The organism is Streptomyces sp. NPDC006207 (assembly GCF_040613835.1).
In the GTDB taxonomy this organism is placed as follows: domain Bacteria; phylum Actinomycetota; class Actinomycetes; order Streptomycetales; family Streptomycetaceae; genus Actinacidiphila.
Genome location: NZ_JBEXSX010000023.1, coordinates 1 through 24,141, shown reverse-complemented (window position 1 = coordinate 24,141; position 24,141 = coordinate 1). Strand labels below are relative to the sequence as shown.

General features: G+C 69.7%; 23 protein-coding genes. 13 read left to right on the top strand and 10 right to left on the bottom strand.

Annotated features, from left to right (window positions below; genetic code table 11):
* Positions 1-180: 180 nt before the first annotated feature.
* On the top strand, positions 181-1,107 hold the full coding sequence (locus ABZ312_RS19950) for an RNA polymerase sigma-70 factor (RefSeq protein WP_500358428.1): 927 nt from the start codon (positions 181-183) through the stop codon (positions 1,105-1,107).
* Positions 1,108-1,248: 141 nt separating this feature from the next.
* Positions 1,249-2,148 (top strand): fatty acid desaturase family protein, encoded by a 900-nt coding sequence (locus tag ABZ312_RS19945; protein ID WP_500438347.1) that lies wholly within the window; start codon positions 1,249-1,251, stop codon positions 2,146-2,148.
* A 20-nt stretch (positions 2,149-2,168) separates the two neighbouring features.
* Here the strand turns inward: ABZ312_RS19945 and ABZ312_RS19940 are convergent, their stop codons facing one another.
* Together ABZ312_RS19940 and ABZ312_RS19935 are read right to left on the bottom strand one after the other, a co-directional pair.
* Complete coding sequence (locus ABZ312_RS19940) at positions 2,169-2,903, bottom strand: translation initiation factor IF-2 (RefSeq protein ID WP_500326101.1); 735 nt, start codon at positions 2,901-2,903, stop codon at positions 2,169-2,171.
* Between the two features lie 136 nt (positions 2,904-3,039).
* A complete protein-coding gene (locus ABZ312_RS19935) occupies positions 3,040-3,474 on the bottom strand; it encodes a VOC family protein (protein WP_500438346.1) in 435 nt (144 codons plus the stop codon).
* Between the two features lie 177 nt (positions 3,475-3,651).
* Here ABZ312_RS19935 and ABZ312_RS19930 point away from each other — a divergent pair, with 177 nt between their 5' ends.
* The 4 genes from ABZ312_RS19930 (at position 3,652) to ABZ312_RS19915 (ending at position 6,956) form a co-directional block, all read left to right on the top strand.
* The gene (locus ABZ312_RS19930) at positions 3,652-4,155 is read left to right on the top strand and encodes a GNAT family N-acetyltransferase (protein WP_500438344.1); all 504 of its coding nucleotides are present in this window, start codon (positions 3,652-3,654) and stop codon (positions 4,153-4,155) included.
* A gap of 195 nt (positions 4,156-4,350) precedes the next feature.
* On the top strand, positions 4,351-5,559 hold the full coding sequence (locus ABZ312_RS19925; RefSeq protein ID WP_500438342.1) for an acyltransferase family protein: 1,209 nt from the start codon (positions 4,351-4,353) through the stop codon (positions 5,557-5,559).
* Between the two features lie 481 nt (positions 5,560-6,040).
* Complete coding sequence (locus tag ABZ312_RS19920) at positions 6,041-6,493, top strand: cupin domain-containing protein (RefSeq protein ID WP_500326108.1); 453 nt, start codon at positions 6,041-6,043, stop codon at positions 6,491-6,493.
* Between the two features lie 289 nt (positions 6,494-6,782).
* Positions 6,783-6,956, top strand: a complete 174-nt coding sequence (locus ABZ312_RS19915; RefSeq protein WP_500358439.1) for a PAS domain S-box protein — start codon at positions 6,783-6,785, stop codon at positions 6,954-6,956.
* 389 nt (positions 6,957-7,345) lie between these two features.
* Here the strand turns inward: ABZ312_RS19915 and ABZ312_RS19910 are convergent, their stop codons facing one another.
* The 3 genes from ABZ312_RS19910 to ABZ312_RS19900 all read right to left on the bottom strand — a co-directional run bounded on the left by ABZ312_RS19910 (position 7,346) and on the right by ABZ312_RS19900 (position 10,597).
* Entirely contained in the window at positions 7,346-9,046 is a 1,701-nt protein-coding gene (locus ABZ312_RS19910) for an FAD-binding oxidoreductase (protein ID WP_500358422.1), read from the bottom strand.
* 12 nt (positions 9,047-9,058) lie between these two features.
* On the bottom strand, positions 9,059-9,670 hold the full coding sequence (locus ABZ312_RS19905; RefSeq protein ID WP_500326112.1) for a lysophospholipid acyltransferase family protein: 612 nt from the start codon (positions 9,668-9,670) through the stop codon (positions 9,059-9,061).
* A gap of 135 nt (positions 9,671-9,805) precedes the next feature.
* Complete coding sequence (locus ABZ312_RS19900) at positions 9,806-10,597, bottom strand: SDR family NAD(P)-dependent oxidoreductase (protein WP_500326114.1); 792 nt, start codon at positions 10,595-10,597, stop codon at positions 9,806-9,808.
* 431 nt (positions 10,598-11,028) lie between these two features.
* Here ABZ312_RS19900 and ABZ312_RS19895 point away from each other — a divergent pair, with 431 nt between their 5' ends.
* From ABZ312_RS19895 to ABZ312_RS19880, 4 genes are all read left to right on the top strand, one after another.
* A complete protein-coding gene (locus ABZ312_RS19895; RefSeq protein ID WP_500438340.1) occupies positions 11,029-11,856 on the top strand; it encodes a hypothetical protein in 828 nt (275 codons plus the stop codon).
* Complete coding sequence (locus ABZ312_RS19890) at positions 11,853-14,168, top strand: SDR family oxidoreductase (RefSeq protein ID WP_500438338.1); 2,316 nt, start codon at positions 11,853-11,855, stop codon at positions 14,166-14,168. The genes ABZ312_RS19895 and ABZ312_RS19890 overlap by 4 nt, the downstream gene beginning before the upstream one ends.
* Positions 14,168-14,962 carry a ferritin-like domain-containing protein gene (locus ABZ312_RS19885; protein WP_499509997.1) on the top strand — a complete coding sequence of 265 codons (795 nt, stop codon included), beginning with the start codon at positions 14,168-14,170 and terminating at the stop codon, positions 14,960-14,962. Before ABZ312_RS19890 ends, ABZ312_RS19885 begins: the two co-directional genes overlap by 1 nt.
* A 63-nt stretch (positions 14,963-15,025) precedes the next feature.
* The gene (locus ABZ312_RS19880) at positions 15,026-15,454 is read left to right on the top strand and encodes a cytidine deaminase family protein (RefSeq protein ID WP_500326121.1); all 429 of its coding nucleotides are present in this window, start codon (positions 15,026-15,028) and stop codon (positions 15,452-15,454) included.
* Positions 15,455-15,510: 56 nt separating this feature from the next.
* On the opposite strand, the gene ABZ312_RS19875 is transcribed toward ABZ312_RS19880, so the two are convergent.
* Complete coding sequence (locus tag ABZ312_RS19875) at positions 15,511-15,936, bottom strand: VOC family protein (protein ID WP_500326123.1); 426 nt, start codon at positions 15,934-15,936, stop codon at positions 15,511-15,513.
* Between the two features lie 172 nt (positions 15,937-16,108).
* Between ABZ312_RS19875 and ABZ312_RS19870 the strand changes: the two genes are divergently transcribed.
* A complete protein-coding gene (locus ABZ312_RS19870) occupies positions 16,109-16,510 on the top strand; it encodes a helix-turn-helix transcriptional regulator (RefSeq protein WP_500438337.1) in 402 nt (133 codons plus the stop codon).
* Positions 16,511-16,590: 80 nt separating this feature from the next.
* On the opposite strand, the gene ABZ312_RS19865 is transcribed toward ABZ312_RS19870, so the two are convergent.
* The 3 genes from ABZ312_RS19865 to ABZ312_RS19855 all read right to left on the bottom strand — a co-directional run bounded on the left by ABZ312_RS19865 (position 16,591) and on the right by ABZ312_RS19855 (position 18,443).
* Entirely contained in the window at positions 16,591-16,863 is a 273-nt protein-coding gene (locus tag ABZ312_RS19865) for a DUF3253 domain-containing protein (protein ID WP_500326126.1), read from the bottom strand.
* Positions 16,864-17,880, bottom strand: a complete 1,017-nt coding sequence (locus tag ABZ312_RS19860; protein WP_500438335.1) for a hypothetical protein — start codon at positions 17,878-17,880, stop codon at positions 16,864-16,866.
* Between the two features lie 290 nt (positions 17,881-18,170).
* Positions 18,171-18,443 (bottom strand): hypothetical protein, encoded by a 273-nt coding sequence (locus ABZ312_RS19855; RefSeq protein ID WP_500326128.1) that lies wholly within the window; start codon positions 18,441-18,443, stop codon positions 18,171-18,173.
* Between the two features lie 692 nt (positions 18,444-19,135).
* Between ABZ312_RS19855 and ABZ312_RS19850 the strand changes: the two genes are divergently transcribed.
* Entirely contained in the window at positions 19,136-21,865 is a 2,730-nt protein-coding gene (locus ABZ312_RS19850; protein ID WP_500326129.1) for a tetratricopeptide repeat protein, read from the top strand.
* Between the two features lie 574 nt (positions 21,866-22,439).
* Here the strand turns inward: ABZ312_RS19850 and ABZ312_RS19845 are convergent.
* Positions 22,440-22,988 (bottom strand): GNAT family N-acetyltransferase, encoded by a 549-nt coding sequence (locus tag ABZ312_RS19845; protein ID WP_500326130.1) that lies wholly within the window; start codon positions 22,986-22,988, stop codon positions 22,440-22,442.
* A gap of 330 nt (positions 22,989-23,318) precedes the next feature.
* On the opposite strand from ABZ312_RS19845, the gene ABZ312_RS19840 reads away from it, so the two are divergent.
* On the top strand, positions 23,319-24,041 hold the full coding sequence (locus ABZ312_RS19840) for a hypothetical protein (RefSeq protein WP_500438333.1): 723 nt from the start codon (positions 23,319-23,321) through the stop codon (positions 24,039-24,041).
* Positions 24,042-24,141 lie beyond the last annotated feature (100 nt).

Sequence of the window (24,141 nt, the reverse complement as noted above, 5' to 3'; positions counted from 1 at the left end):
CCGTCTACCTGGCGCTTCGCCTACCCTTCCCCACGCAAACACGCCGTCCACCTTGATGATCAGACAGTGTGATACGTTCATCCAGCATTGAGTTCAGGGGGCGGTCCGACCTGGATCCCGCGGCAAGCAGGACCACACCGCTCAGCGCGCGTCCCACTGGGCCTGCCATGAGCCGTGGTGATGCGACATTGGAGGCCACTCATACGTGCGGGTGATGACGCAGACTCCCTTGAGCAGGCGACGAAGGACTTCATGGCCGCGCGTCCCCGGCTCTTCGGTATCGCCTACCGCGTGCTGGGCAGTGCCGCGGAGGCCGAGGACATCGTCCAGGAGACGTGGCTGCGGTGGCAGACCGTCGACCGTGGCGACGTCCAGGATCCGGCCGCGTTCCTTGCGACGATCACCAGCCGTCTCGCCATCAATTGCGCCAAGTCGGCCAGGATGCGGCGCGAGTCGTACGTCGGGCCCTGGCTTCCGGAGCCGGTATACACCGGAGTGGATCCGCACTTGGGAGCGGAACGGGCCGAGGCACTCGACATGGCGGTTCTCTTCCTGCTGGAGAAGCTGAACCCAGTGGAGCGGGCCGCCTACGTGCTGAGGGAGGCATTCGACTATCCGTACCAGCAGGTCGCGGACATCCTGGAGACGAGTGAGGCCAATACGCGCCAGTTGGTGAGCCGTGCCCGGAAGCATCTGGCGGCGGAACGCAGGGAGCCGGTCAGTTCCACCGCGCACCGGCGCCTGCTGAAGGCGTTCGTCGCGGCGGCGCGAACCGGCGATCTGGCGGCACTTGAGGAACTTCTCGCCGCCGACGTCGTCAGTTACGCCGACAGCGCGGGCACGCGCGGAGCGTCCAGGATCCCGATCGTCGGCCGGGCAGACGTCTCCAGGACTCTTGTCGCCTACTCCCCGCGCTTCTGGCCCGAGACGGAGATCCGCTGGGTGGAGGCCAACGGCAGGCCGGCTGCCCTCGTCTCGACCCGTGGTGACGCGGTGGCGCTCGTGACTGCCGATGTGTCGGAGCGGGGCATCGAGCGCATCATGTGGGTGGTGAGCCCCGCCAAACTGGCCCCCTACGTGGCATCACTGGCCCCCGGCCACCCGTAGGCCAGCATGGTGTTCACCGTCTCCGTGCCGCTCTTCGCGAACGCGGGAGGGGCGTCGGCCACGCCCGGACCACCGCCCTCGCCGGAACCCCGTCGTGCTGCTCAGCGGACGCTGAGCGAACCCCCTCACGGAGAATGTTCGATGACCCACGTGGCACCGTCCCCCACGTTGTTGTTCGCCCGGACGCGAACGGCCGCGAGGGACGAACGGATCTTCCTTGCCAAGCTGGCCGCGCTGACCGCGCTCGGCGCCACCCTCGCACTGCGGTCAGAACCGCCGGCCGCGGTCATCGGCGTGGTGCTCCTGGCCGCCATGTACACCCACGCGGTCGGGCTGCAGCACCAGGCCCTGCACCACTCGGCCTTCCGGCGGGCATGGCCGCACCGGCTCGTCGGAGTGCCGCTCGGCATACCGATGCTCGTGGTCTACAGCCACTACCGGGTCCGGCACCTGCAGCACCACCGCTACCTCGGTACGCCGCAGGACACCGAGTTCTTCGGCTTCGACACCCGTGAACCCCTGACGAAGGGGATGCTCCTGCGCGGACTGTTCGACTACCGGCGGCTCGCGGTGGTCGTCCGCGACGTCGCCCGCGCGGCAACCGGTCGCTGGCAGTACGAACTCGGCGGCATCAGCCGGAAGATGAACCGCCGGATGATCACCGAGCACCTCGTCCTCGGCGGCGTCATCGCCTCGGTGGTCGTCCTCACCGCCGCCGGCTACCACGAGGAGGTGCTGCTCCTGTGGCTGCTGCCCCTGCTGCTCTCCGTGCCGATGCACTTCCTCGTGGAGCTGCCGGAACACATCCTCTGCGACACCGACACCGCAGATGTCCTTCGTAACACCCCTTCCATCCGGGGGAGTTGGTTCAGCACCTGGTTCACCAACGGCAACAACCTGCACATCGAGCACCACGCGGCGATGAGCGTCCCGATCAACCAGCTGCCCACCCGCCATGCGGAAACCGTCCGGTATGCCGTGCACGTGGAACGGACCTACCCCGACTTCTACCGCGCCCTGTGGCAGACGGTGCGGCGCTGAACCGGAGGCAGCCACTGCGTTCAGTGCGGTGGCGGTTCCGGGTCCAGGGCATTGCCGACGGTGCAGCCGCCCTCTCCGGGCATCCGCTGGATCCGGGGCGGCACCCACACCTCGGTGGCCCCGGGGCCCACGCGGGCAAGAAGGCAGTCCTGCGCGTCGAAGCCGTTGCCCTTCACCGACAGGAGAACGCCGACCAGGCCGCCGTCCGCCTTCACTTCGGTACGGATCGCCGGATCCAGGTCCAGGGCGGCGAGCGTACGGCGCACCTCGGCCTCGTCCACCCGGCCGCCCTCCGGCACCCGGGGGAGTTCCGCGCGGAGCTCCTCGTACGGCAACCGGGGCGGTTCGGGGGGTGGGGCGAAGGTCAGCGGAGGCCCATCCGGGCACTCCACGTCACGCGGATCCTCACGCCACTCCGACCTGGGCGACACGCGCACCGCAAAACAGCGCCGCACGACGACCTCCTCGGCGTCGAGCCATCCGTCGTACGCCGAGCCGGACGTGCGGACGACCACGTCGACACCGTCCCCGTCGTGTGTCGAGGTACCCGTCACCCGCAGTACCTCCACGCCGTCGATGCCGGAAGCGGCGCGCCCGACCTCCTCCGCCGTGCGCGGACGCTGGCCGTAGAGCCGCTCACCCGCGGTCCTGGCCACCTCCCGTGCGGCGTCCGTCGCCTCGTCCTCGGAGGACTGCACCACCCCGCAGCCGACGGCGAACAGCAGCAGTGGGGTGAGCAGCAGTAGTCGGCGCATGCGTCCACCCTTCCGGCGCCGCACGCGGCGGGTAACCGTTCGCGTACTCAGACCGGCGTGGGTGATCGTACTCAGCCGGTGCGGCGATCAGAGACGGGCGCACCCCGTGAGGTTCCGGCGGCGGGCGTGAGGATGCTCAGTCGATACAGAATTCGTTGCCCTCGATGTCCAGCATGGGGATGCACGACTCGTTTTCCTCATCGGCGTACAGCGTTTGCACATGGGTGGCGCCGAGCGCGAGGAGTCGTGCGCACTCAGCTTCGAGCGTGGCGAGGCGCTCGTCCCCCACGAGCCCGGTGCCGACCCGGACGTCGAGATGCACGCGGTTCTTGACGATCTTGCCTTCGGGGACGCGCTGGAAGTACAGGCGCGGGCCCACGCCTGAGGGATCACTGCACGCGAACCATGAACCCCGCTCCGCAGGAGGCAGGGTGCCGTTGAATTCCTCCCAGGTGGCGAACCCCTCCGGGGGCGGCGGTACGACGTACCCCAACACCTCGCACCAGAAACGAGCGAGGCGCTCAGGTTCTGCGCAGTCAAAGGTGACTTGGAACTTCTTGATCGCTGACATCGGCGCACCATAGCAGGCGGACCAGGGTGGGATGCCCGCACCCGGACCGCCGACCGACGGCAGTCGCCCTCAACAAGTGCTTCTACCTGGCATACGACAGAACAGCGGCAACGGCCGCTGGTTCTTCTAGATGAGGTGCGGGGCGGTGCGCGATGAGCCGTGGGGCAGAGTAGGGGCATGTCTACGTACGAGACGATGGCGTTCCACCTTGAGACCGAGCGGCTGATACTGCGGCCGTGGGCCGAGTCGGACGCCGCTGAATTCAGCGCCCTCCTCTCCGAACGCGGCAACGGCACGCCCACGGTCGAGCGCATCCGGACGGCCATCGCGGAACTGCTCGCCGCAACGGAGAGCACGGGGATCGCCCTGCTGCCCATCCAGCGTCGGGATGAAGGCGACTTCATCGGCTATTGCGGGTTGATCATCGGCCGCTCCACCCTGGACGAACCCGAAATCGCGTATGAGTTGTTCCAGCGCGCGCATGGGCATGGTTACGCCACCGAGGCGGCCCGTGCGGTGCTCGAGGCCGCAATTGCGACCGGGCGGAAACGGCTCTGGTCGACCGTCGGCACGTGGAACACACCGTCGCTCCGTGTCCTGGAGAAGCTCGGGTTCGAGCGGGATCACGTTTCCACGGAGGACAACGGCGAAGTGGTCTGGCTGACACGCTCGTTGCCGTAACCCGCGGTGGTAGCCGGCCCCGAGGCCGCACCCAGGTCCGCGCCGGCCTTCACCGGCAAGATCATGATCTGCAGCCGACGCACCAGGGCGGGCATCGAAAGTTGATCTTCCGCGTGAACGGAGTCCGTTGCGGGGGTGGCGCCCGGCGGGCGCCTTGCCAACACTGGTGACGTACAGGCGACGGGGGGCACAGTCATGGGGACGCGCACAGAACCGGCGCAGGCACCGCTACCGGAGCGGCGACCGGAGCTGGACGCGATCCGGCTGCTGGTCGTGATCGGGCTGGTCTTCTTCCACTCGGCGCTCGTATTCGCTGCCGACGACGACTTCTACGTCAAGAACGCCGAGACCACCGAAGCCGTCATGATCATCGCCGGGTTCGGGGTCGTCTGGGCCATGCCACTGCTGTTCCTCATCTCCGGCCTGGGTGCCTGGCACTCGCTTCAGCGCCGCGGCGCGGGAGGCTTCGCCGGCGAGCGGCTGCTGCGGCTCGGCGTTCCGCTGGTCTTCGCGACCCTCGTGCTGAACCCGCTGCCGCAGTGGCTGCGGCTGCGCTCGGCCGACGCCGACTACCACGAGTCGTACCTCGGCTTCCTGCCCCGCTTCTTCGACGTGCACCTGGAGCCGGAGGAGTTCCCCTTCCTCGTCCAGGGCGAGCACTTCGAGACCGGCCATCTTTGGTTCGTCGTGCTCCTCCTGGCGTTCTCCCTCATGCTGCTGCCGTTCCACCGGTGGTTACCGCGCGAGCGCGTCCGCCGCATCGGCGACCGGGTGGCGGAGGCGACCCTGCGCCGGCGGGGCGTCGTGTTCCTGCCGGCCCTCGCCTTCGCGGCGATCTGTGCCTTCGCACGGCTGGAGGAGGACTTCGCGGGTTGGCACCGCTGGTCGTACCTGCTGTTCTTCGTCGCCGGCTTCGCGCTCGCCACCGACGACCGCTTCCGCACCGTGATGCGGCGCGACGCCGGGACGGCAGCCTGGCTCGGCGCCCTGCTGTTCGCGGCAGCCGGCCCCGGCTTTGCCCTGACCGAGGAGCCCTTCACGGAGATGACCGCCCTGGCCACCGTCTCACGGGCGCTGTTCGGTGCGGCCGGATGGTGCCTGGTGGTGGCCATCCCGGGCCTCCTCGACCGTCGGCGGCCGGAGCAACCGCGTGCGGCGCCGAACCCGACCCCGACGACGCGTCGGCGCCTCTACGGCTATCTCGCCGCAGCCGTGCTGCCGCTGTACGTCCTGCACCAGCCGATCGTGGTCGCCGTCGCATACTTCGTGGTTGGCTGGTCTGCGCCGATCCTGGTTGAGTACGCCGTGCTCGTGGTGATCGCCCTCATCCTCACCCTCACCGCGTACGAGCTGCTGGTCCGCCGCACACGGGCGACGCGCTTCCTGTTCGGGATACGACCCTAGGAGCGCAGCGAATGGCACGTCTGCGCAGGTAAGCGGGGTGCTTGCGGGAGGCGTACACTTTGGCGGCGCGCACCCGCCGCGGCCGGGTGGCAGCTCCTTCTGCAGGTCCCCCCCCTCTTCCGCGCTCCGTCGGCGTGCCGGTGGGTCGCAAACGCTGGGGCGACACTCATGGCGAGGACACCGTGCCCCGGGTCGACTTCATCCACAACGTTTGCGGCGAAGTCTTCGGCGCAGAGGTCGTGTGCCAGGCATGCGGCAAGCCGATCCGGTCGGGGAGTTCTCGGTCCACCACGCACCCGAGGGGTGCTGACGACTCGGGATGGACGCAAACCCTTCACCGACCGATCAGTGTCTGCCCGGCGTGCCCGGCCAGGCGGCCACCCCGGTCGTGCACTCGAAGGATGGGTGTGAACCTGGAATCGGGTACGGCTGCCGCGCAGTGGCACGGGCGGCGGATGGTGATCCACGGAGGTGCAGCACCATGTCGGACGAGACATCAGTGGACAGGACCGAAGAGCAGCCCCGCTCGGAGCTGTGGAAGTCGCAGCTGAAGACGCTGCAAGACGTCAAGCCGCCTTTCGTCCCCGAGGGCGCCACGTCGATGACCATCATCGTCTGGCGGGAACCCGGTGATCCCGGCGCGCCTCCGCACCGGCACTCGGGACCGGCCTTCGGCTACGTCACCGAGGGCGCGGTGCGTTTTGAGCTCGAGGGCGAGCCGGAGCGCGTGATCAAGGCCGGTGAGACGTTCTGGGAGCCGGGCGGGGACGTGATCCACTACCAGGATGGCAACGCCCTGGATGACCAGCGAACCGAATTCGTCGTGACCATGCTCTGCGCACCGGGCCAGCCGATGCTCACCGTGGTCGAAGAGGATGAGCTGGCCCAGCGCGCCCATCTGCGTGCTCCCCGCCCCACCGGTAGCGCTGCCTGAACATCCGGCAGGTGGGGCCGGCACCGCGGGGACCGGCTTGCCGCCCGGCGAGCCCGGCGCTCAGCCACGGGTCACACGGGGGCTTCATACCCCTGCCCATCACCGCTAGTCGGCATTTCTGCAGGTCAGAGCAGTATCGGCACTGAGCCTTCGCCCTCTTTGTATTGGCCTTTCAACTACGCGCGGAAATCTCCACCCACTCCCCCACGTCGCACACAAGGGCGGCCAGTTCGATGACCACGAAGAGCTTTGACCGCCTGGCACTCGGTAACCAGCCGAGAGGCTCGACATACCCGACGCGGCCATCGCCCTGCTGGACGGGCAGGGGGTCGTCGCCGCATGGACACAGGCCGCCGAACGCCTGGTCGGGTACGCAGCCTCGGACGTAGTGGGCCGGTCGGCCGCTCTGGTGCTACCGCTCTTCGGCGAGGGGCAGACCACGCCGGACTTCGTCAAGCACTGACGGGCCCAGAACGGCTGGTCGGGCACCACAGCCGTACGCCATCGAGACGGACGGGTGATCGAGGCGTGCCTGCGGATCACGATGGCGCGCGGGCGGGCCGGAGCGGCCCAGTGGCTCGTCTCGCTGACCGAGACCGGCACGTGGACCGGGAAAGCCATGAGTGGTCTGCTGCGGGGATCGCTCCTGGCTCGCACGCCCATCGGGGCGTCTCCCGCCGCGCACGGCAGTTGGTGGGCAGTCAGCTGGCCCGCGTGGGGCCTCGACGAGCTCGCGGACTCCACGAAGCTGCGGTCACCCACCGCCCGGACACCGCCACCCGTCACAGCGACGACCGTTGCCGTACTCAGTCGGCACTCTCCCCCAGGATTGGGCAGCAGGGACCGCCAGGCTCAGACCACGATCTTGCGCGGGTTGAAGTTGCCACCCGGGTCCACGGCGTCGAAGAGGCCCGACATGACCGCGACGCCCTGGGCCGAGATGTCCTCCTCCAGCCACGGCGCGTGCTCCAGGCCCACCCCGTGGTGGTGCGAGATCGTGCCGCCCGCGTCGACGAACGCCTGCTGGATCTCGCGCTTGACCGTGTCGTACTCGCCGAGCGGGTCGTCACCGAACACGAAGGCGAAGGTGAAGTACAGGCAGGCGCCTGAGTGGTACGAGTGCGACATGTGGCACATCGTCCAGCCCTTGCGGCCGATCTTCTCGTAGGCGCTGTCGGCCGCCTCGTAGACCGCCGCATGGATGCCACGGAGCTTCGACCACGGCCCGGCGGTCTCGCTCACATCGCCTGCGGCACCGTGGTCGAGCAGGAAGTCGCGGATGTAGGGCGTGTCGAACTTCTTCTGGTCGTAGAGTGCACCGGGTCCCTTGCCGACGCCGATGCCGTGGTGCTTGCGCACGATCCGGTCGACGATCGACTTCTGACGCTTCGCGTGCGCCGTGCCCCCTTCGAAGCCGATGAACGAGAGGCAGATCTCGTCGAGGTCCCAGCCACGCCGCTTGAGGTACGCCATGAGGCCGGCCTGCGCCGTCCTGGCGACACCCTTCGACTCCTTGGTCGTCGCGAGAGAGAAGCCCGTCTCGTGCGCGTCCGAGATACGGGTGACCGAGGGCGAGGCGTCGCTCCCGGCGATCTCCTGCATCGCGGCGAGGCCGTGGTCGAAGTTCTTGAAGAAGTAGGCGTAGATGCCACGCCTCTCGGGGAGCCGGTGCACCTGCACCGTGACCTCGGTGATGACGCCGAGCCGCCCCTCCGAGCCCACCACCATCTCCCGCACGCTCGGCCCGGTCGACGCACTCGGAACGGCACGGATCACGAGGACCCCGCCGGCCCGCACGACACGCAGTCCCTTGACGATGTCCGCGATGTCGCCGTACTTGTCCGACTGCATGCCCGACGAGCGCGTGGCGACCCACCCGCCGAGCGAGGAGTGGGTGAACGAGTCGGGGAAGTGCCCCATCGTCCAGCCGCGCCGGTTGAGTTGCGCCTCGAGGTCAGGACCCAGCGCGCCGGCCTGGATGCGTGCCAGGCCGGAGTCGGTGTCGATCTCCAGCACGCGGCCCAGGCGACCGAGGTCGAGCGAGACGACCACCCGCGACTCGTCCGCGTGCGGCTCGAGGCTGCCCGCGATGTTGCTGCCGCCCCCGAAGGGGATGATCACGGCGTCCGCCTCGACGGCCGCGTCGACGACGCTCTGCACCTCCGCCTCGTCGGCCGGGTAGACGACCACGTCGGGAGTGCGCGCGATCTCGCCGGCTCGGAGTCGGACCAGGTCACGCAGGCTCTTGCCGTACGTGTGGACGACCCGGGACAGGTCGTCGACGACGGCGTTCCCGGGCCCGACGATGCCGCTCAGAACCCTGCCGAACTCCTCCGGCACCGTCGAGGCCGGCACCTTCAACTGTGAGAAGTCGGGCTGTCCGGTGCGCTCGCCCGCCCGGAGGTCGAGACCGACCGCCTTGTGCACGAACGGGGCGAAACCAGGCTTGTCCTCGTGGTGGAAGCCGACGCCTTCCACGCCCCAGCCCCACCACTTCATGTGTTTCACCTCACCGGTGCGCATTGCGTCGGTGCGGGAGGTGGGTTCGGTCACGGACGGTCTCCTTCAGATAGGACGACGTGAGGTGGCGTGGGCGCCGAGGATCCGGTCGGAGTTCTCCTCGGCCAGGCTGACGATCGCGGAGCGGATGCGTTCGCTGAACTCGTCCACCGACTCTCCGGGAAGGGCAGTGAGCGGTTCGCCGAAGACCACCCCGACCGGCAGGCGGCCCGGTTTGGGCCAATTCGACCCGCGAGGATGCGCCGCGTACGCCCCGATGACCGCGACGGGGAGCACCGGCACCTCGGCCGACGAGGCGAGCGCCGCCGCCCCGGGCTTGAACGCCCCGAGCGATCCGTCGCGCGAGCGGGTGCCCTCGGGGAAGATCAGGAGCGGCACTCCCCGGTTCAGCAGGGCCCTGGCGCTCACTCTGCGCGCGCTCGCTCCGGTGCGGTCGACCGGGAAGGCGTTGAAGAAGAGGGCCGTGAGGCCGCGCCGCCGCCACACGTCGAAGAAGTAGTCGGCGGCGGCTCCCACCGCGAGGTAACGCGCCAAGCGGCGGGGCAGCGCACCCATGATGAGCGGCGTGTCGAGGTGGGACGTGTGGTTGGCGACGACCACATAGGCGTCCTCGACCTTTTCCAGGCACTCGCGCCCGAGTACCGTGACGCTGGTCACACTCCACACGACGGGCTTCAACAGCCCCCGCTGCGCGACGAATCGCGCCGCAGCGTGAGAGCGTGAGGTGAAACGGTCGCGCATCGTCGCGGGCATCCGCTTCCTTCCCGTGCGGGCTCGCCCGCACCATTTCTTTCAGTGCGTGCGAGAGTCGTTGCGGCTGGACGAGATCCGTCGCGAGATCCACCGCACCGTGTGGCGCGGAAGATGACGTGTGAACCAGATGAGCAGCCGGTACCGGAGGCTCGGCATGGAGATCACCCGTCCGCGCCGCACGTCGCGAAGGCTCGTCTCCACGAGTCGATCGGCGTCGAGCCAGAGGAAGTTCGGAATGCTCGACGACCGGATTCCGGCCCGGGCGTGGAATTCCGTGCGGACCCAACCGGGACACAGAGCCGTCACGGTGACGCCCGTTCCGTGCAGTTCGTTCGCCAGTCCCTCGGTGAGCGAGGTCACGAAGGCCTTGACGGCCGAATAGCTCCCCATCGTGACGAAGCCGGCCGTGCTCGACACGTTGACGATCGCACCCTGTCCGCGTCCGCGCATGGCCCGCCCGGCGGCACCGGCGAGCACCAGCACCGCGCGTCCCATGACCTCGATCGCCCGGTCGTGGGAAGCGGTGTCGGCCGAGGTGATCGATGCGTGCACGCCGAAACCGGCGTTGTTCACGAGCATGTCCACCGGACGGGCGGGGTCCTCCAGTCGCGCGACGACACCTTCGACGTCGGCGCGATCGGACAGGTCGGCGGGCAGCACCTCGACGGCACGGCCCCGGGAACCGAGCTCGACCGCCATGCGGCCAAGCCGCTCCCTGTCGCGCGCCACCAGGACGAGGTCCCAGCCGCGATCCGCCAGGGCGCGCGCGAACGCTGCTCCGATACCCGACGTCGCACCGGTGACAAGTGCGACTCCCGTACGGCTCAGCATAGTTTCATATGCCATCTGCTCGGCATCCGGACTCCCCGCTCGTAGCGTTCACATGGGGTGGCGAGCGGGTCCATGCCATCGGGCGCGGCAGCAGCCGATGGCTGACTCCTCGCGCCTGACGCACCCTTCGTTTCCCGGCTCATCACGTACGACCGGGCACGCATCAACCCTGTGACACGAACTTCCGCACGTGCTCATGCGGACGAGACGCAGAGTGAAAGGCCTCGACACCGGCAGAACGCCATCCGTCACGATCGAGCGGGTTTGCCCTCATTCATCCTCTGGCTCGCACCGTCCCCCACGAAGCGGAACCCGGCCGGCTGTCACACATGCGCGGGTTTCCCGGTCGGACGTCATAGCCCCCGACAGCCTTTCGCGCCTTCCGGGGCCGCTCCAGAGTTGCCCCTCCTCCGGCCCCAGAAAGCCCGCGCATGAACTCAAACGACGAGGCGACGACCGCGCCACCCGGGACAGCGGGCTTCGACGTGCGTGAATTCGCCCGCACGGCACACGGCAGCCACCGCGGAAGGCTCGACCTCGGGTCGCTCGCCGAAGAGCCGCTCGACGCCGAATCCATCCGGCTCGTTCGCGCGCTGCGCGACATGGAACGCGCAACGCTGCACCGCGTACGCGACCTCCTCGTGACGGCGACGCACAAGGACGCCCGGGTCACCGCGTTCCTCACCACGTGGATGTTCGAGCGATTCTGGATCGCCGACGCCCTCGACGCCGTCCAGGATGCCTCCCCGGCCGCCCGCGGCCTGCCTTCGACCGCCGGGCCGGCACGGTGGGTACTGGCGGAACGGCGCGAGCGCCGTGGCCCGATCCGTCGCTCCCTCATCGCCAACATCACCGGTACGCAGATCGTCGCCGAACACGTGACGACGAGCCTCGTGGACGAATGGATCACGCAGGCGGCCTACCGGCGTCTGGCCGACGTGTCCCCCGCCATGGCGTCGATCACCGACCCCATCGTGGAGATCAAGCAGCGTCACATCCACTTCCTCGCCGAGGAGGCGGAGCTGCGGCTCCGGCGCTCGGTCCGCGCCCAGCGCATCACCCGGCGCGCCCTCCGGCACTCCGCCTGGCCCCTCGGCTCGGTCGATCGCTCCCGGCACGAGCGCACCTTCTTCGAACGCCATGTCTTCGGCGACCAGAGCGGAAGGGCCGAGGCGGGCCGGATCCGCGCGATGGTCGCCGCGCTCCCCGGCATCGGTCCCGGTGTCGCATCCACCGTGGAATCGAGGCTCCTTCCGTGACGCCGCACACCGCGAAGACCGAACTCGGCAACGCGCACGTCCTGCTCACCGGCGCGACCGGCTTCGTCGGGCAAGCCGTCCTCGAGCGGCTGCTCACCGATCACCCCGCCACCCACATCTCGCTCCTCGTGCGCGGGAAGGGCACACAGACCGGGCAGGACCGGCTCCGGCGGCTGCTGCGCAAACCCGTGTTCGGGCGCTGGCGGGACGCCGTGGGGGCCGAAGAGGCCGAGCGCGTCGTCCGTGAGCGGATCACCGTGCTCGACGGCAGCATGACCAGCATTCCCGAGCTGCCTTCCGACCTCGACGTCGTGATCCACTCGGCGTCGACCGTCTCGTTCGACCCGCCCATCCACGAGGCGTTCGACACGAACGTCCACGGTGCCGTGAGCCTCTACCAGGCCCTTCTCGCCTCCCGATCGGACCCGCACGTCGTCCACGTGTCGACCTGCTACGTCGGGGGACTCCGCCGCGGTGTGGTGCCCGAGGCCAGGCTCGAGCACGACGTCGACTGGCGCGCCGAATGGCGCTCCGCGACACAGGCCCACGAGCGCGCCGAGCTCACCTCGCGGGAACCGGCGCGGCTCGAGCGGTTCATGTCCCGCGCCCGCGGCGACCACGGCAAGGAGGGCCCGATCGCGGCGGCCCGCGCGAGCGAGGACGCACGGCGCGAGTGGGTGCGTTCCCACCTCGTCGACGCCGGCCGGCGGCGCGCCCAGAGCCTGGGGTGGACCGACGTCTACACACTGACGAAGGCACTCGCGGAACGTGCCGCGGAAGACCTGTGGGGCGAGGCCGGACACCGGCTTTCGGTGGTCCGGCCCGCGATCATCGAGAGCGCCCTGGAGCATCCGTTCCCCGGCTGGATCGACGGCTTCAAGGTCGCCGATCCGCTGATCTTCGCCTACGGCCGCGGCCAGCTGCCGGACTTCCCGGGGCTGCCCGACTCGATCCTCGACGTCATCCCCGTCGACTTCGTCGTCAACGCCATCCTCGCCGCGGCGGCCAACCCGACCCCCGTCGACCAGCCGACGTACTTCCACATCGCCTCGGGCGCATCGAATCCGCTGCCCTTCCACCGCATGTACGAGAACGTACGCGACTACTACATGCAGCACCCGCTGCCCAAGGACGACGGTTTCGTCAAGGTGCCGACCTGGAAGTTCGCGGGCGAGCGCAGGTTCAACCGACGTCTTCTGCTGGCGAAGAAGAAGGCCGACCTCTGGGACGCCGCTCTGCGGCTGATGCCGAACGACGAGCGCAAGCGCGCCCTGGCGGCCGAGAGCGCCAAGCTGCGCGCCGGCATCGCCACCTTGAGCAACTTCACCGACCTCTACCGCGCCTACGTGCAAACCGAGATCATCTTCGACGACCGCAACGCCCGCGCGCTGAACAACGCCCTTCCGGGCGAGGTGCGCGAGGACCGTGGCTTCGATGTGGAGCGGATCGACTGGGAGGAGTACCTGCAGAAGGTGCACCTCCCCTCCCTGAGCGAGCTGACAGCGGCCCACCGCCGCCGGAAGGCCGCGGGCGCCCGGCCGGCGAACGCCCGCCCGAAACCCGCGCTGCCGGAGCGTACCGACGTGCTCGCCGTCTTCGACCTCGAACGGACCGTCGTCGACTCCAACATCGTCGAGCAGTACCTCTGGGTGCGTACCTCGGGCTTGCGCAAGGCGGCCTGGCCGAAGGAGGCCGCGGACCTGCTCGCCTCGCTGCCCGGCTACCTCCGCGCCGAGAAGCGCGACCGCGGCGAGTTCATCCGGGCGTTCCTGCGCCGCTACCGCGGCCTGCCCGTCGCCCGTCTCGAGGAGGTCGTGCGGCGCGGGTACGCCGACACGATGCTGCGGCACACGAGTGCGGACGCCCTGGCGCGCATCCGCGAGCACCGTGCGGCGGGTCACCGCACCGTCCTGGTCACCGGCTCCATCGGCCTCCTCGCCGCTCCGCTCGCCGGCCTGTTCGACGAGGTCGTCGGCAGCTCCATGCACGCGAAGGACGGTGTGCTCACCGGCTACCTCGCGAAGCCGCCGCTCGTCGACGAGGCAAGGGCCGCGTGGCTCCTGCGGTACGCCGAGGAGGGCGGCTACGACCTCGCGGCGTCCTACGGCTACGGCGACAGCCACTGCGACCTGGCGTGGCTGTCCTTGCTGGGCAAGCCTTCGGCGATCAACCCCGACGCCGAACTGACGCGCGAGTCGCACAAGAGGAACTGGGACATCCACCGCTGGAAGAGGGGCGGTTCGGGTGCGCGCAGCGAGGTCATCGCTGCACGGGTGACGGATACGGCGCGGACCGAAGAGGAGAGTGCCTGATGGCTTTCGACATAGACAAGTACGCCAAGAACTCCACCGGGGTGCAGTGGTCCGACCTCGACTTCGACGAGTTCGAGCGCAACCCGCTGCCCGAGGGGACGCTGCGGACGTTGCGCTACATGTGCGACATCGAGTACCACACGGTCTGCTACATGCGTGATCTGCTGACGACACCATCCCACAACGAGCCCGCGGTGGGCACTTTCATGACGATGTGGAACCGCGAGGAGTTCTGGCACGGCGAAGCGCTCGCGGCCGTGCTCGAGCGCCACGGCGTCCGCGTCGACTTCGACGAGCTCAAGGCGACCCGTCTGAAGCTCGGCTGGAAGGACCGCTTGGGGACGGTGAAGCAGACGGCGATGAGCCGCCTCATCGGACATGACTTCGTCGCGGTGCACATGGCGTGGGGTGCGGCGAACGAGTGGTCGGCGCACGCTGCCTACCACCGGCTCGCGGCGCTGGAGAGCCACCCGGTTCTGGTGCCACTGCTGAAGCGGATCGCGCAGCAGGAGACGAAGCACGTCGCGTTCTACGCGTCGCAGGCCCGTGACCGGCTCGCGGCGAGCAAGAAGGCCCGCGTGGTCGCCCGGTTCGCGCTCGAGAAGGCCTGGGGCCCGGTCGGCTCCGGCGTCATGCCCGAGAGCGAGGTCACGCACGTCATGACCCACCTCTTCGCAGGCGCCGAGGGCCGCAGGCTCGTCCGCGACGTCGACTCGCACATCGCGAAGCTGCCGGGCTTGGAAGGGCTGCGCATCGTCGAGGACTCCATGGACAAGCGCGGCATCGCCGCCTGAGTCGGCGGACGCCACGCCCCAGGCGAAGAGCAGGGCCGAATGCAGTGGCCTCGGGGTGGCCGGGTGGGTATCTTCCAGCAAGTGATCACTGTGTCGAACGATGAACTGATCGCTGCCGCGGAGGCCGTGCTCCATCCGCACAGGGTGGGTGACCGGCTGTTCGGCGACGTGGGTTCCACGCTGGTCACCGATGCCGGCAACCTGTATTCAGGCGTGTGCATCGACACCGGGTCGGGGACCGGGTTCTGCGCGGAGCACTCGGCCATCGCCGCCATGGTGACCGCTCGGGAGTACCGGATCGCGAAGGTGGTCGCCGTGTGGCGGAATGACGAGGGCGTCTTGCACGTCCTCCCGCCATGCGGCCGGTGCCGGGAGTTCATGCGCCAGATCGACCCGGCGAACCTGGATGCCGACGTAGTCCTGGGACGCCACAAGACGGCGAGGCTGCGCGAACTCCTGCCCGCCCATCAGTGGCCTGACCCGTTGGACTGATCTGTGACGGTGTCAATCCAGGCCTGCTGATACCCGGCCTGGAACCATGCGCTGCGTCAAGACGGCCCGTCCGGTTTCTGACCTGCGGCCGGTCGCGCCATGGACTGCGCAATCTGTACGGGGTTGCCGTCGGGGTCAGCCGTCCAGGCGATCAGCAGCCGATCCAGCCAGGCATGCGGGGGCGCCAGGGCGGGTGCTCCGTCCGCGACAAGAGCGTCGTAGGCCGCGGTCGTATCGTCCGTCCAGAGGACGACGGCCGCGCGCTGGCCGTGGACAAGCGGGTCAAGGCCGTGGTCATCGCGGGTGGAGGCAGCGGAGGCGATGCCGATCTTGTATCCGTCCAGGCTGAGATCGACGTGAATCGGCTCGCCCTCCATGGGCACACGGAACGTCTCGGTGAATCCCAGCCGGACGTAGAAGGCAACGGCCCGCGGGAGATCATCACTGAACAGAATCACTTGAGGCGTCCGGAAGGCCGACATGGGGCCACCGTACCGGCGGCGCCCCGCGGACGCACCAAGGGACGTCGGCGATGTCAGGATGCTCCGTGCGGTTCCATGGGCTCGGCCCGGCATCGGCCCAGCCCATGGAACCCGACCGGGGCGCGTCCCGCCCCCGGTCCACGGACGTTCTACGGGTCGAGACGGTCCGGTCATGGTCGTAGTCCGCGCACAGGATGCGGGCGCGCTGGACGACCCGGTGGTGGGAGCCGCCGTGACCAGGCTCCACGAGGAGCCCGCCAGACCATGGACCACCGCCGCCCTGGCCCGTGAGGTCGGGGTCTCGCGCGCCACTCTCGACCGCCGCTTCGCCGCCACCACCGGCGAGTCGCCCGGCGCATATCTCACCCGCTGGCGCATGGACCTCGCCGCCCGGCGCCTGCGCGACACCCACGACAGCCTCGACGCGATCGCCGCCTCGGTCGGCTACTCCTCCGGTTACGCCTTCAGCCGGGCCTTCCGCCGGGCGCGTTCGCAGCCGCCTGGCCAGTTCAGGGCGATCGCCCGCACCGACGGCAGCCCGGCCCCGACTAGCGGCGCCACTACAGCCCTCTGATCACCGCGTCCAACCGGACGCCTCCCGCACACGACCGGCAGACCACCGGGCTCCGAGCAGCGGGCAGGCCCGGGGACAGGTCAGCGGAGGCGGCGGATACGTATGGGGCCGCGGGCCTTGTCCGGCTCGACGGGACGGCCGGCCTGGGTAATCTCGACCTCGCCGGCTGCGGCCAGCCGCCGGGCCGCTCGCCGGGCCGGTTCCATGAGCGCGCGCCAGCCGTCGTCATCCCCTTCGTAAACCGCCCGCGCGGCGTCAGAAGGGCAGATCGTCGCGGTCGGCGCACGACGGTCCAGCAACTCCAGGATGGCCCACTCCAGGCGCTGGTCCGTCTGCCGTTCCCTGTGCGGCACTCAATCAGTGTCGCAAAGACGACGAGCGGTCGCTCCAGCGGCCGTCGCCCCGACGCGCATCGCCGACCGGATCCGCTCAGCTCTGCGGCTTCCTTGATCACGTCGGTGAACCTGGTCACCTGCCCGGACAGGTGGAGACGCAGGCTTACCTTGCCGGCGGCCCGCCGAAGGCGCGGATGTCCTCCGCCGCGCCGTCGCGGGCGGGAACGACCGGGCCGTCGGGGTGACGCCGTCCGGCGCCTTCTGCCACGCCACCGTCTCGCGCACCTCGAGCCAGCGCTGCAGGTGGTCCGGCGCGGGCCCGGCGGGGTCCACGCCGTCGTTCGGCCGCAGGGACAGCGCAATCCGTTCCGCGATGTCCTCGACGAGCACCATGTCAGGGCCGGTCCAGCTCTTGAACCGACCGCCGATGGCCTGGTCGACCAGCTCCTGCGCGGCATCGGTTGCGACTCCCCAGCGGCTGAGGAACCAGATGAGCACTTGCTCACAGTGCCCGTGCCAACCGCTGCCGCACCCGGTGCGGTCGGTCACCTGGAGGATCAGGTTGCGCGCGGCGCGCTCCCACAGGATCCGCTGGTCCTCGACGGCGGCCAGGTCCAACGGGTACGCCTCGAACCACCCGGCGAGGCTCTCCAGCCATCCGCGCCACTCGCACAGCGCCGCGACAACACGGGCGAGCGTCTCGTCCGGAGTGGTGATCGAGTGACGGGGGCAGCACCAGTTCCCGACCGGCCCGCCGTCGAAGTCGCCCTCGTCGTGCGCCCAGCGCCAGCCCACGGCCCAGCGGCCATAGCGCTCCACGAGGACATGCGACATGGCGTCGGCCCAGAGTTTGCCCTCGCCGCGGCTCCAGGCACTCACTGCCGGGTTGGCCGAAGCAACGTCAGGGCGGCGGGGCACACGCCCGGCCGGCCCGAGCGAAGGCACCACCTGCGCTGCCGACGCGCTGTCGAAGGGATGACGGGTGGGGTCCGCCTCGTCCCAGCTCAGAAAGCCAGGGGCCAGCACGGGAATCACCGCGCAAGCCTGCACGTCTACTGGCGCCCGTTCAAGGGGATTACCGCACGGCGCTGCCCATCGGCGCCCCTCTCCCCGACGCACTGGCTTGGCAGGGACGCAGATGCCCACCAGCCTGCCACTGCCGGCCTCCAGGAGGGGGAAGGCCGGATGAGCCGGGACGGCAGCCGGTACCCGGACGTTCAGGGCGGGCCGGACACCACGGAGCGGCGCGATCGGCGTCGGCAGACCCACTTCTCGGTGAATCCGCGCGGGCCCGCGGCCGGGGCGGTGAGATGAGACGCGGAGCGTCACACCCGGGTTCGGGTGACCTCGACCACGACGACCGTCGGCCGGTCGGGGATCACCGCACCCTCAGTCGGGTCGTGCGCGGTGTAGACGCCGTCCTGGGACTCGCCGTACTGCAGAACGTCGGTCTGCACATCGAGCACCGCGTTGTATCCCCACGGTCCGGTCAGCCGGACGACGGCACGGATCCTGGCCGGTGCGGAGCGTGTGTTGACAACCCTCACGCCGACCCGGAAGGCGTCGCCTGTCTCCTTCAGCACGGGCTCACGCACCATGACCCCGTCCTTGAAAGCGGCGGTCCCCGCGTCGCCTGTTCCGCCGCCCCGCGGCTCGGCTTCGGACCGCGACGGGCTCGGGTGAGCCGTCACCACGACGAGCGGGGCCGGTGACGTCGTGCGAGCCGCGGACGGCTTGCCCTCCGACGGGCCGCATCCGGCCGCGAGAGCGGTCGCGGCCACGACCGCCAGCGCCCGGCCGATGCAACGGCCGGCAGGGCGCAACACTGCAGCGTCGAAGTCCAATGTGGTCCCCTCGGTCACGGAAGCCGCCTTCGGCCTCTGGTCACCGGCCCGGTATGCGCGCTGAAGCCGCCCCAGCCGGGGCCATGACGGGGGTGTTGCCCTCAGGTGACGGGAGGCCTGCCCCCTTGATCATGCAGAAAGGAAGATTACGGGAACGCGCGTTCGCATCGGAAGGGTGTAACCGCATCCACCCGGGCATCGGCCGGTTCTCGCTGATCGGTGACCGAAAGGCGGCACACGTGCCTCCGTCACCTCAGCACCTGGCCGCACAGCCCACCGGGACGAAAACCCCCAGTGCGTGACTCGCCATGTTCACTCAACCCGCTGTCAGCCGACGCTCGCCATTGGGTGCGACATTGGCCCGTGTGACCGGCCCCGACCTGGCTACCCGCACCTGCCACGAGAGCCGGTACGATCGGGCACCGGCGAAACTCGGGGGAGGCCGCGTGTCGGGACAAGTCGCTGCACGCCGCAACACGTTGCTGGTGGCCGCCGCGACCGGTGTGGTCGCCGGACTGGGCCTCACCGGCGACATCATCTTCGACGTGTTCAAAGGCCATACCGCGTGGGCTGTCTGCGGCGGCGCGGCTGTGATCGCGGCCGGCCTGGGCGCGTACGGGACACTCAGAGCCCAGCATGCCGAGGAACCGGTGCCTGCCCCGGAGTCGGCGCCCCAGGCGCTGCCTCCCCGTGAACTTCCCACCCGGGAAACGCTGGCGGGCGACACCACTGCCCTGGACGGATTACTCGCCCACCTGCGAGACGTGCCCGCACCCGGCAACCGCACGCTCCCCTCAAGCGGCCTCCAGAGCCAGTCGAAGCTCATCGTCGTCCATGGTCAGCCCGGCGTGGGCAAGACGACCCTGGCGCTCAATGCCGCGCACGAGGTGAAGGACGCCTACCCGGACGGCCAGATCTACCTCGACCTCCACGGTGACAGGGCGACTCCGAGGAGCACCGCGGACGCCCTCGCCCACATGCTCCGCAGCCTGCACGTGGCGCGGGAGGACATGCCGGACTCCGCCGACGAGCGAGCGGCGATGTTCCGGACGCTCACCGCCGACCAGAGGCTGCTCGTCCTCCTGGACAACGCGCACGGTACGGATCAGATCGAGCCTCTGCTGCCCACGGGCGCCGGGTGCTCGGTCCTGATCACCTCCAGGCGGGTGCTCTCCCTCAACAGCACCACCCAGCGGGAGCCCGTCGCGGTGCATCTGCCGGACGACCAGAACGCACTTGCCGTGCTCTCCCACTACGCGGGGCAGGAACGCATCGCCGCCGAGCTGGCGGCGGCGATGGACATCGTCCGCTTCTGCGGCAACCTCCCTCTGGCCCTGCGGCTGGTCGGCTGCAAGCTGAAGCAGCGTTCCGGCTCCAGTCTCGCCCGCATGCGCATGCTCCTGGAGGACGAGAGGAGCCGCCTGGACCACCTGAAGTTCGAGAACCGCAGCCTGACCGCTTGCCTCATCTTCAGCTTCCAGGGCCTCACGCCGACCACTCGTGCCTCCTTCGCCATGCTCGCCTCCCTGCCTGCAGGTCGCTTGACGGACTGGCACTTCGCCCGGATCGAGGCGACCCGCGGGGCCGGCGTCACGGCGGGCGACGAACTGGTCGAGGTCGCGATGATGGAGACACGGGACGGGGAAGGCGGCGGCTCCGAAAGCAGCTACCGCATCCACGACCTGATCCGTGTCTTCGCTGCACGCCAGTACGAGGAACTGCCGCCGGAGGAACGGAACGCTTCGGAGGAACGCCTGGTCCGGGCCTACCGGGACGCCGTTGTCCACTGGGCGGCTCAGCGCGCCCCGGAATTGCGTTCCGAGATCGACCCCGATCGCGTGACGGACCTCCGTGACTCTCCGACGACGGCCGCCGAGTGGGTCGCCGGAGAGCAGGACCGTCTGTTCTGGGCGATCGAGCGTGCGCGGAACCTCGGGCTGAACACGGTGGCGGCGGAGATCGGGGAGGGGCTGTCCTACTTCCTCGACGACATCACTTTGGCCCCGAACTCCGCCGACTGGCTCTTCAATGCTCCTGGAGAAACCCGGTCGCGGGTGCTGGCCGGTCTCCGCAGGGCACGCGCCAGGGCCGCCCTGGCCGAGGGAAACCCGGACAGGGTGCTTTCGCTCCTGGGCCCGAACGGCGACGATGCAGCGGGGAGCTCAGCGGACGGGGTCTCAGAAGCGCGGGACGCGATGCTCGTTGCCCGGGCGCACTCCATGAAGGACGACTACCGCATCGCCCTCGACGGCATGACGATCGCGGTGGACCGGCTCCGCACGGCCGGCGACTCCTGGCACACCCTCGGTTCCCTCGAGTTGCTGGGCGAGCTCCAGCGCTGGCGTGGCAAACCGGAGCTGGCCGAGCAGAGCCAGCGGGAGGCTTTGCGCATCGCCGAAGAGGCGGGCGACCTAAGGGCTCAGGCACGTCTGCGGCGCACCTTGGCCGAGACACTGGGCTATCTGCGCCGCCCGGCGGAGGCCGCCCCGCTGCTCGATTCCGCCAGGGACGACTTCAGGCTCCTCGGTGACCGCCGCTGGGAGGGAGCCACCGAGTACGCCCTCGGCAAGATCTACCGGCTCCTCGGAGAGCGCCAGAAGGCGAGCGACTGCTACAGCAGGGCGGAGGGCATCTTCGGCCCGATGGGCGAGCGGCTGTGGGTGGGCCGGGTGAACAACGCCCGTATCCGCGTCCTCGCCGGCATGGGACAGCCCGATGAGGCCGCCGCCACCGCCCGCGAGGCGATCGCGTTGTTCGAGCAGCTCGGCAATGAGATGTGGGTGGCGCACACCCAGCGGGACGTCGGCTGGCTGCACCTGCGTGCCGGACGTCCCCAGGACGCCGAGGCGCCGCTCACTCACGCCGTGGACGCCTGCGCTGCAGCCGGCGATGCCTACGCGGGTGCCATGGCACGTCACTTACGGGGGGTGGCCTACCGTGAACTCGGCCGATACCCGGAAGCCCATGGCGACTTCGACGCCGCGCTGGAGGTCTACAGGTCCGGTTCGTACGAGTGGAACGAGGCCGCTGTCGCCCACGACGTGATCCGCACCCTTCGAGCCGAAGGCCGCACTCAGGAAGCCGACATGATGGAGCGGAACTCGTCAGCCGCCAACCCGGTCTTCGACCGGATGCACGGCCGGGACGGGGCGGTCGCGGTGCCGGACGAGGACTGAACCAGCCAGAGATGGACGTGCAGGGCACGCGACGCTCCGCTGCGCGTTAAGTATCAGCCGGCCTTGGGAGGTCGACGTCAGCGAGATCATCGTCCGGCCGACTGCCAGCGCTGCCTGAACAGCGCCGCTGGGCGGCCTGCCGCACAAGCAGTGGGTAGTTCGCTGGGCTCACGCCCCAGAGGTCGCGTGGTTCACATCCCGTCCCCGCTACCAACGTCCGTCCCCTGCCTGACTTCTTGTCGGGCAGGGGCCGGAGCAGTTTGTACGGCCCGCCGGCCCCTCGACCGGCCGGCGAACAACAGCAACGCGAGCGCCGTCCTGATCTCCACGGCGCTGCCTGACCGGCCGCATCTGCTGCTGCCGGCCCTCGCCTACGGCCTCTTGCAGAAGGCCGCCGCCAACCAGGTCATGCGCAAGGCCGGACAGCGGTAGAGGCCCTGGCCGTCGCTGAACGTGGTGGTCTTGACGGTGTTCTGCCTGCGTTTGCCGGAGACGGAGGCCCGGAGTCCATGACGGGCCTGCGGGCAGGTCACGGCCCGACCGGACGCTTGCGGCGCCAGCCACGGCCGTACGGCTACTCGGCCTGGATCGCGTCAGCGGGAACCTCGAAGACGAGCTCGCGCCCGTCGCGCTCGTTCCCCCGCTCGCCGACGCACGTGAAACCGAAGCCCGCGATGGTTGCCAGGGAGGCGTGGTTGTCGGATCTGACAGTGGCCCGCACGGTCCTGACACCGGGTTCGGCGGCGGCCCGGACGAGCAGCGCTGCCAGCATGGCGCGGGCATAGCCCTGGCGGCGGTACCCGGGCACGACGGTGTAGCCGACCTCGACCGTCCCGGCCTCGTCCGGCGGCCCGTGGAACCCGGCGTCGCCGACGACGGCCCCGTCCGGCTCGGACACCGCGGCCCGTACGATCCAGGGCGCGGCAGACGGGTCCGCGGCTAGCTGGCCGGCGCGATAGCCGAAGATCCCGCGGGCCCGGTCGGAGACGAAGTACTCGTCGAGGGCGACCCCGGCTTCGGCGCTGCCGCCTGCGAGGTCACCCTCGGACAGCGCCCGTAGCGCCTTTGCGCTGAGCTCGACGAAGCGGACGCGTTTGGGGGCGGAGTGAGGTTCACTGGTCATCGCGGAGATGCTCGCCCAGCGCCGTAAGGCTGTCCACCGCTTTACGGCTTCAGCAGTCACGTTGACCGTCCGCGACACCGCTCGACCGCGCACAAGCCGCCAGGCCGGCACACCCGAAGCCCCATTTCCCCCGCAGTCGTTGGGCCTGCCGCTCGTTCCCCAGGCTCTTGGGCTCACCTCGTTCGAGCCGCAGGGTCGGCTCACCGGGAGCAGGTGATCTCTAAGGCCGGCCTAAGGTTCCCTGAGAGTTTCCTTGAGTTCCTGATGGTCTTCTCGGCCGTGGGCGCCGGCAGCCGCCGGACCGCCCTGGGAGTTCGAAGGAGACCAGGTATGAGCAGTAGGGCGCGTTGGATCACCGTGGCGGGTGCGGCCGCCGCGGTGGCCTGCCTGACGGCGTCCGCGGTTGCGGCCCCGTCGCCCGGCCCGGCCAAGTCCGAGGCGGTCGTGGCCGCGACGGCGAAGGGCAAGCCGGACAAGGGCGGGAAGCCGGGGAAGCCGACGGAGGACCGGGCACGGACCGCGGAGGCCCTGGCGAAGGGCGTCGCCGCTCGGCTGGGGGTGAGCCTGGCGTCCGCGCAGGAGGCGGTCAAGGAACTGTTCGCGCTGTCCGACCGATCCGGCGGCGTCGACCCGGACGGCGCGCAGTTCGCGGCGATCGCGAAGAAGCTCGGGGTCAGTCCTGACCGCCTGGAGAGGGCCCTTGGTGAGACCAAGCGGGCCCTCGGCAAGCAGGTCGTGAACGACAAGCACGCGGGCAAAGGCAAGCCGGGCGACGGCAAGGTCGTCATCAAGCACCGGGGACCGGACGACGACGCCGATGTGAAGCTCTTCGCGAAGGGCGTCGCTGACCGGCTGGGGGTCGGCACCGTCGCGGCGGAGCGAGCGGTCGGGGAGCTGTTCGCGCTGGCCGACCGGCCGGGCGGCCTCGACCCGCACGGCCCGCAGTTCGCGGCGATCGCGAAGAAGCTCGGAGTCAGCGCCGACCGGTTCGAGGAGGCTCTGTCGGGCACCAAGCAGGACCTGGCGGCCGGTGAGCAGTCCAAGAAGGGCTGAGCGGGCTAGGACTTGTCCGGGCGATCATGTGCGGAGCCAGATGGCGAGTGCTGCTGCGGTGGCGGTGCCGAGGTAGACGTAGCCGCGCTTGTCGTATCTG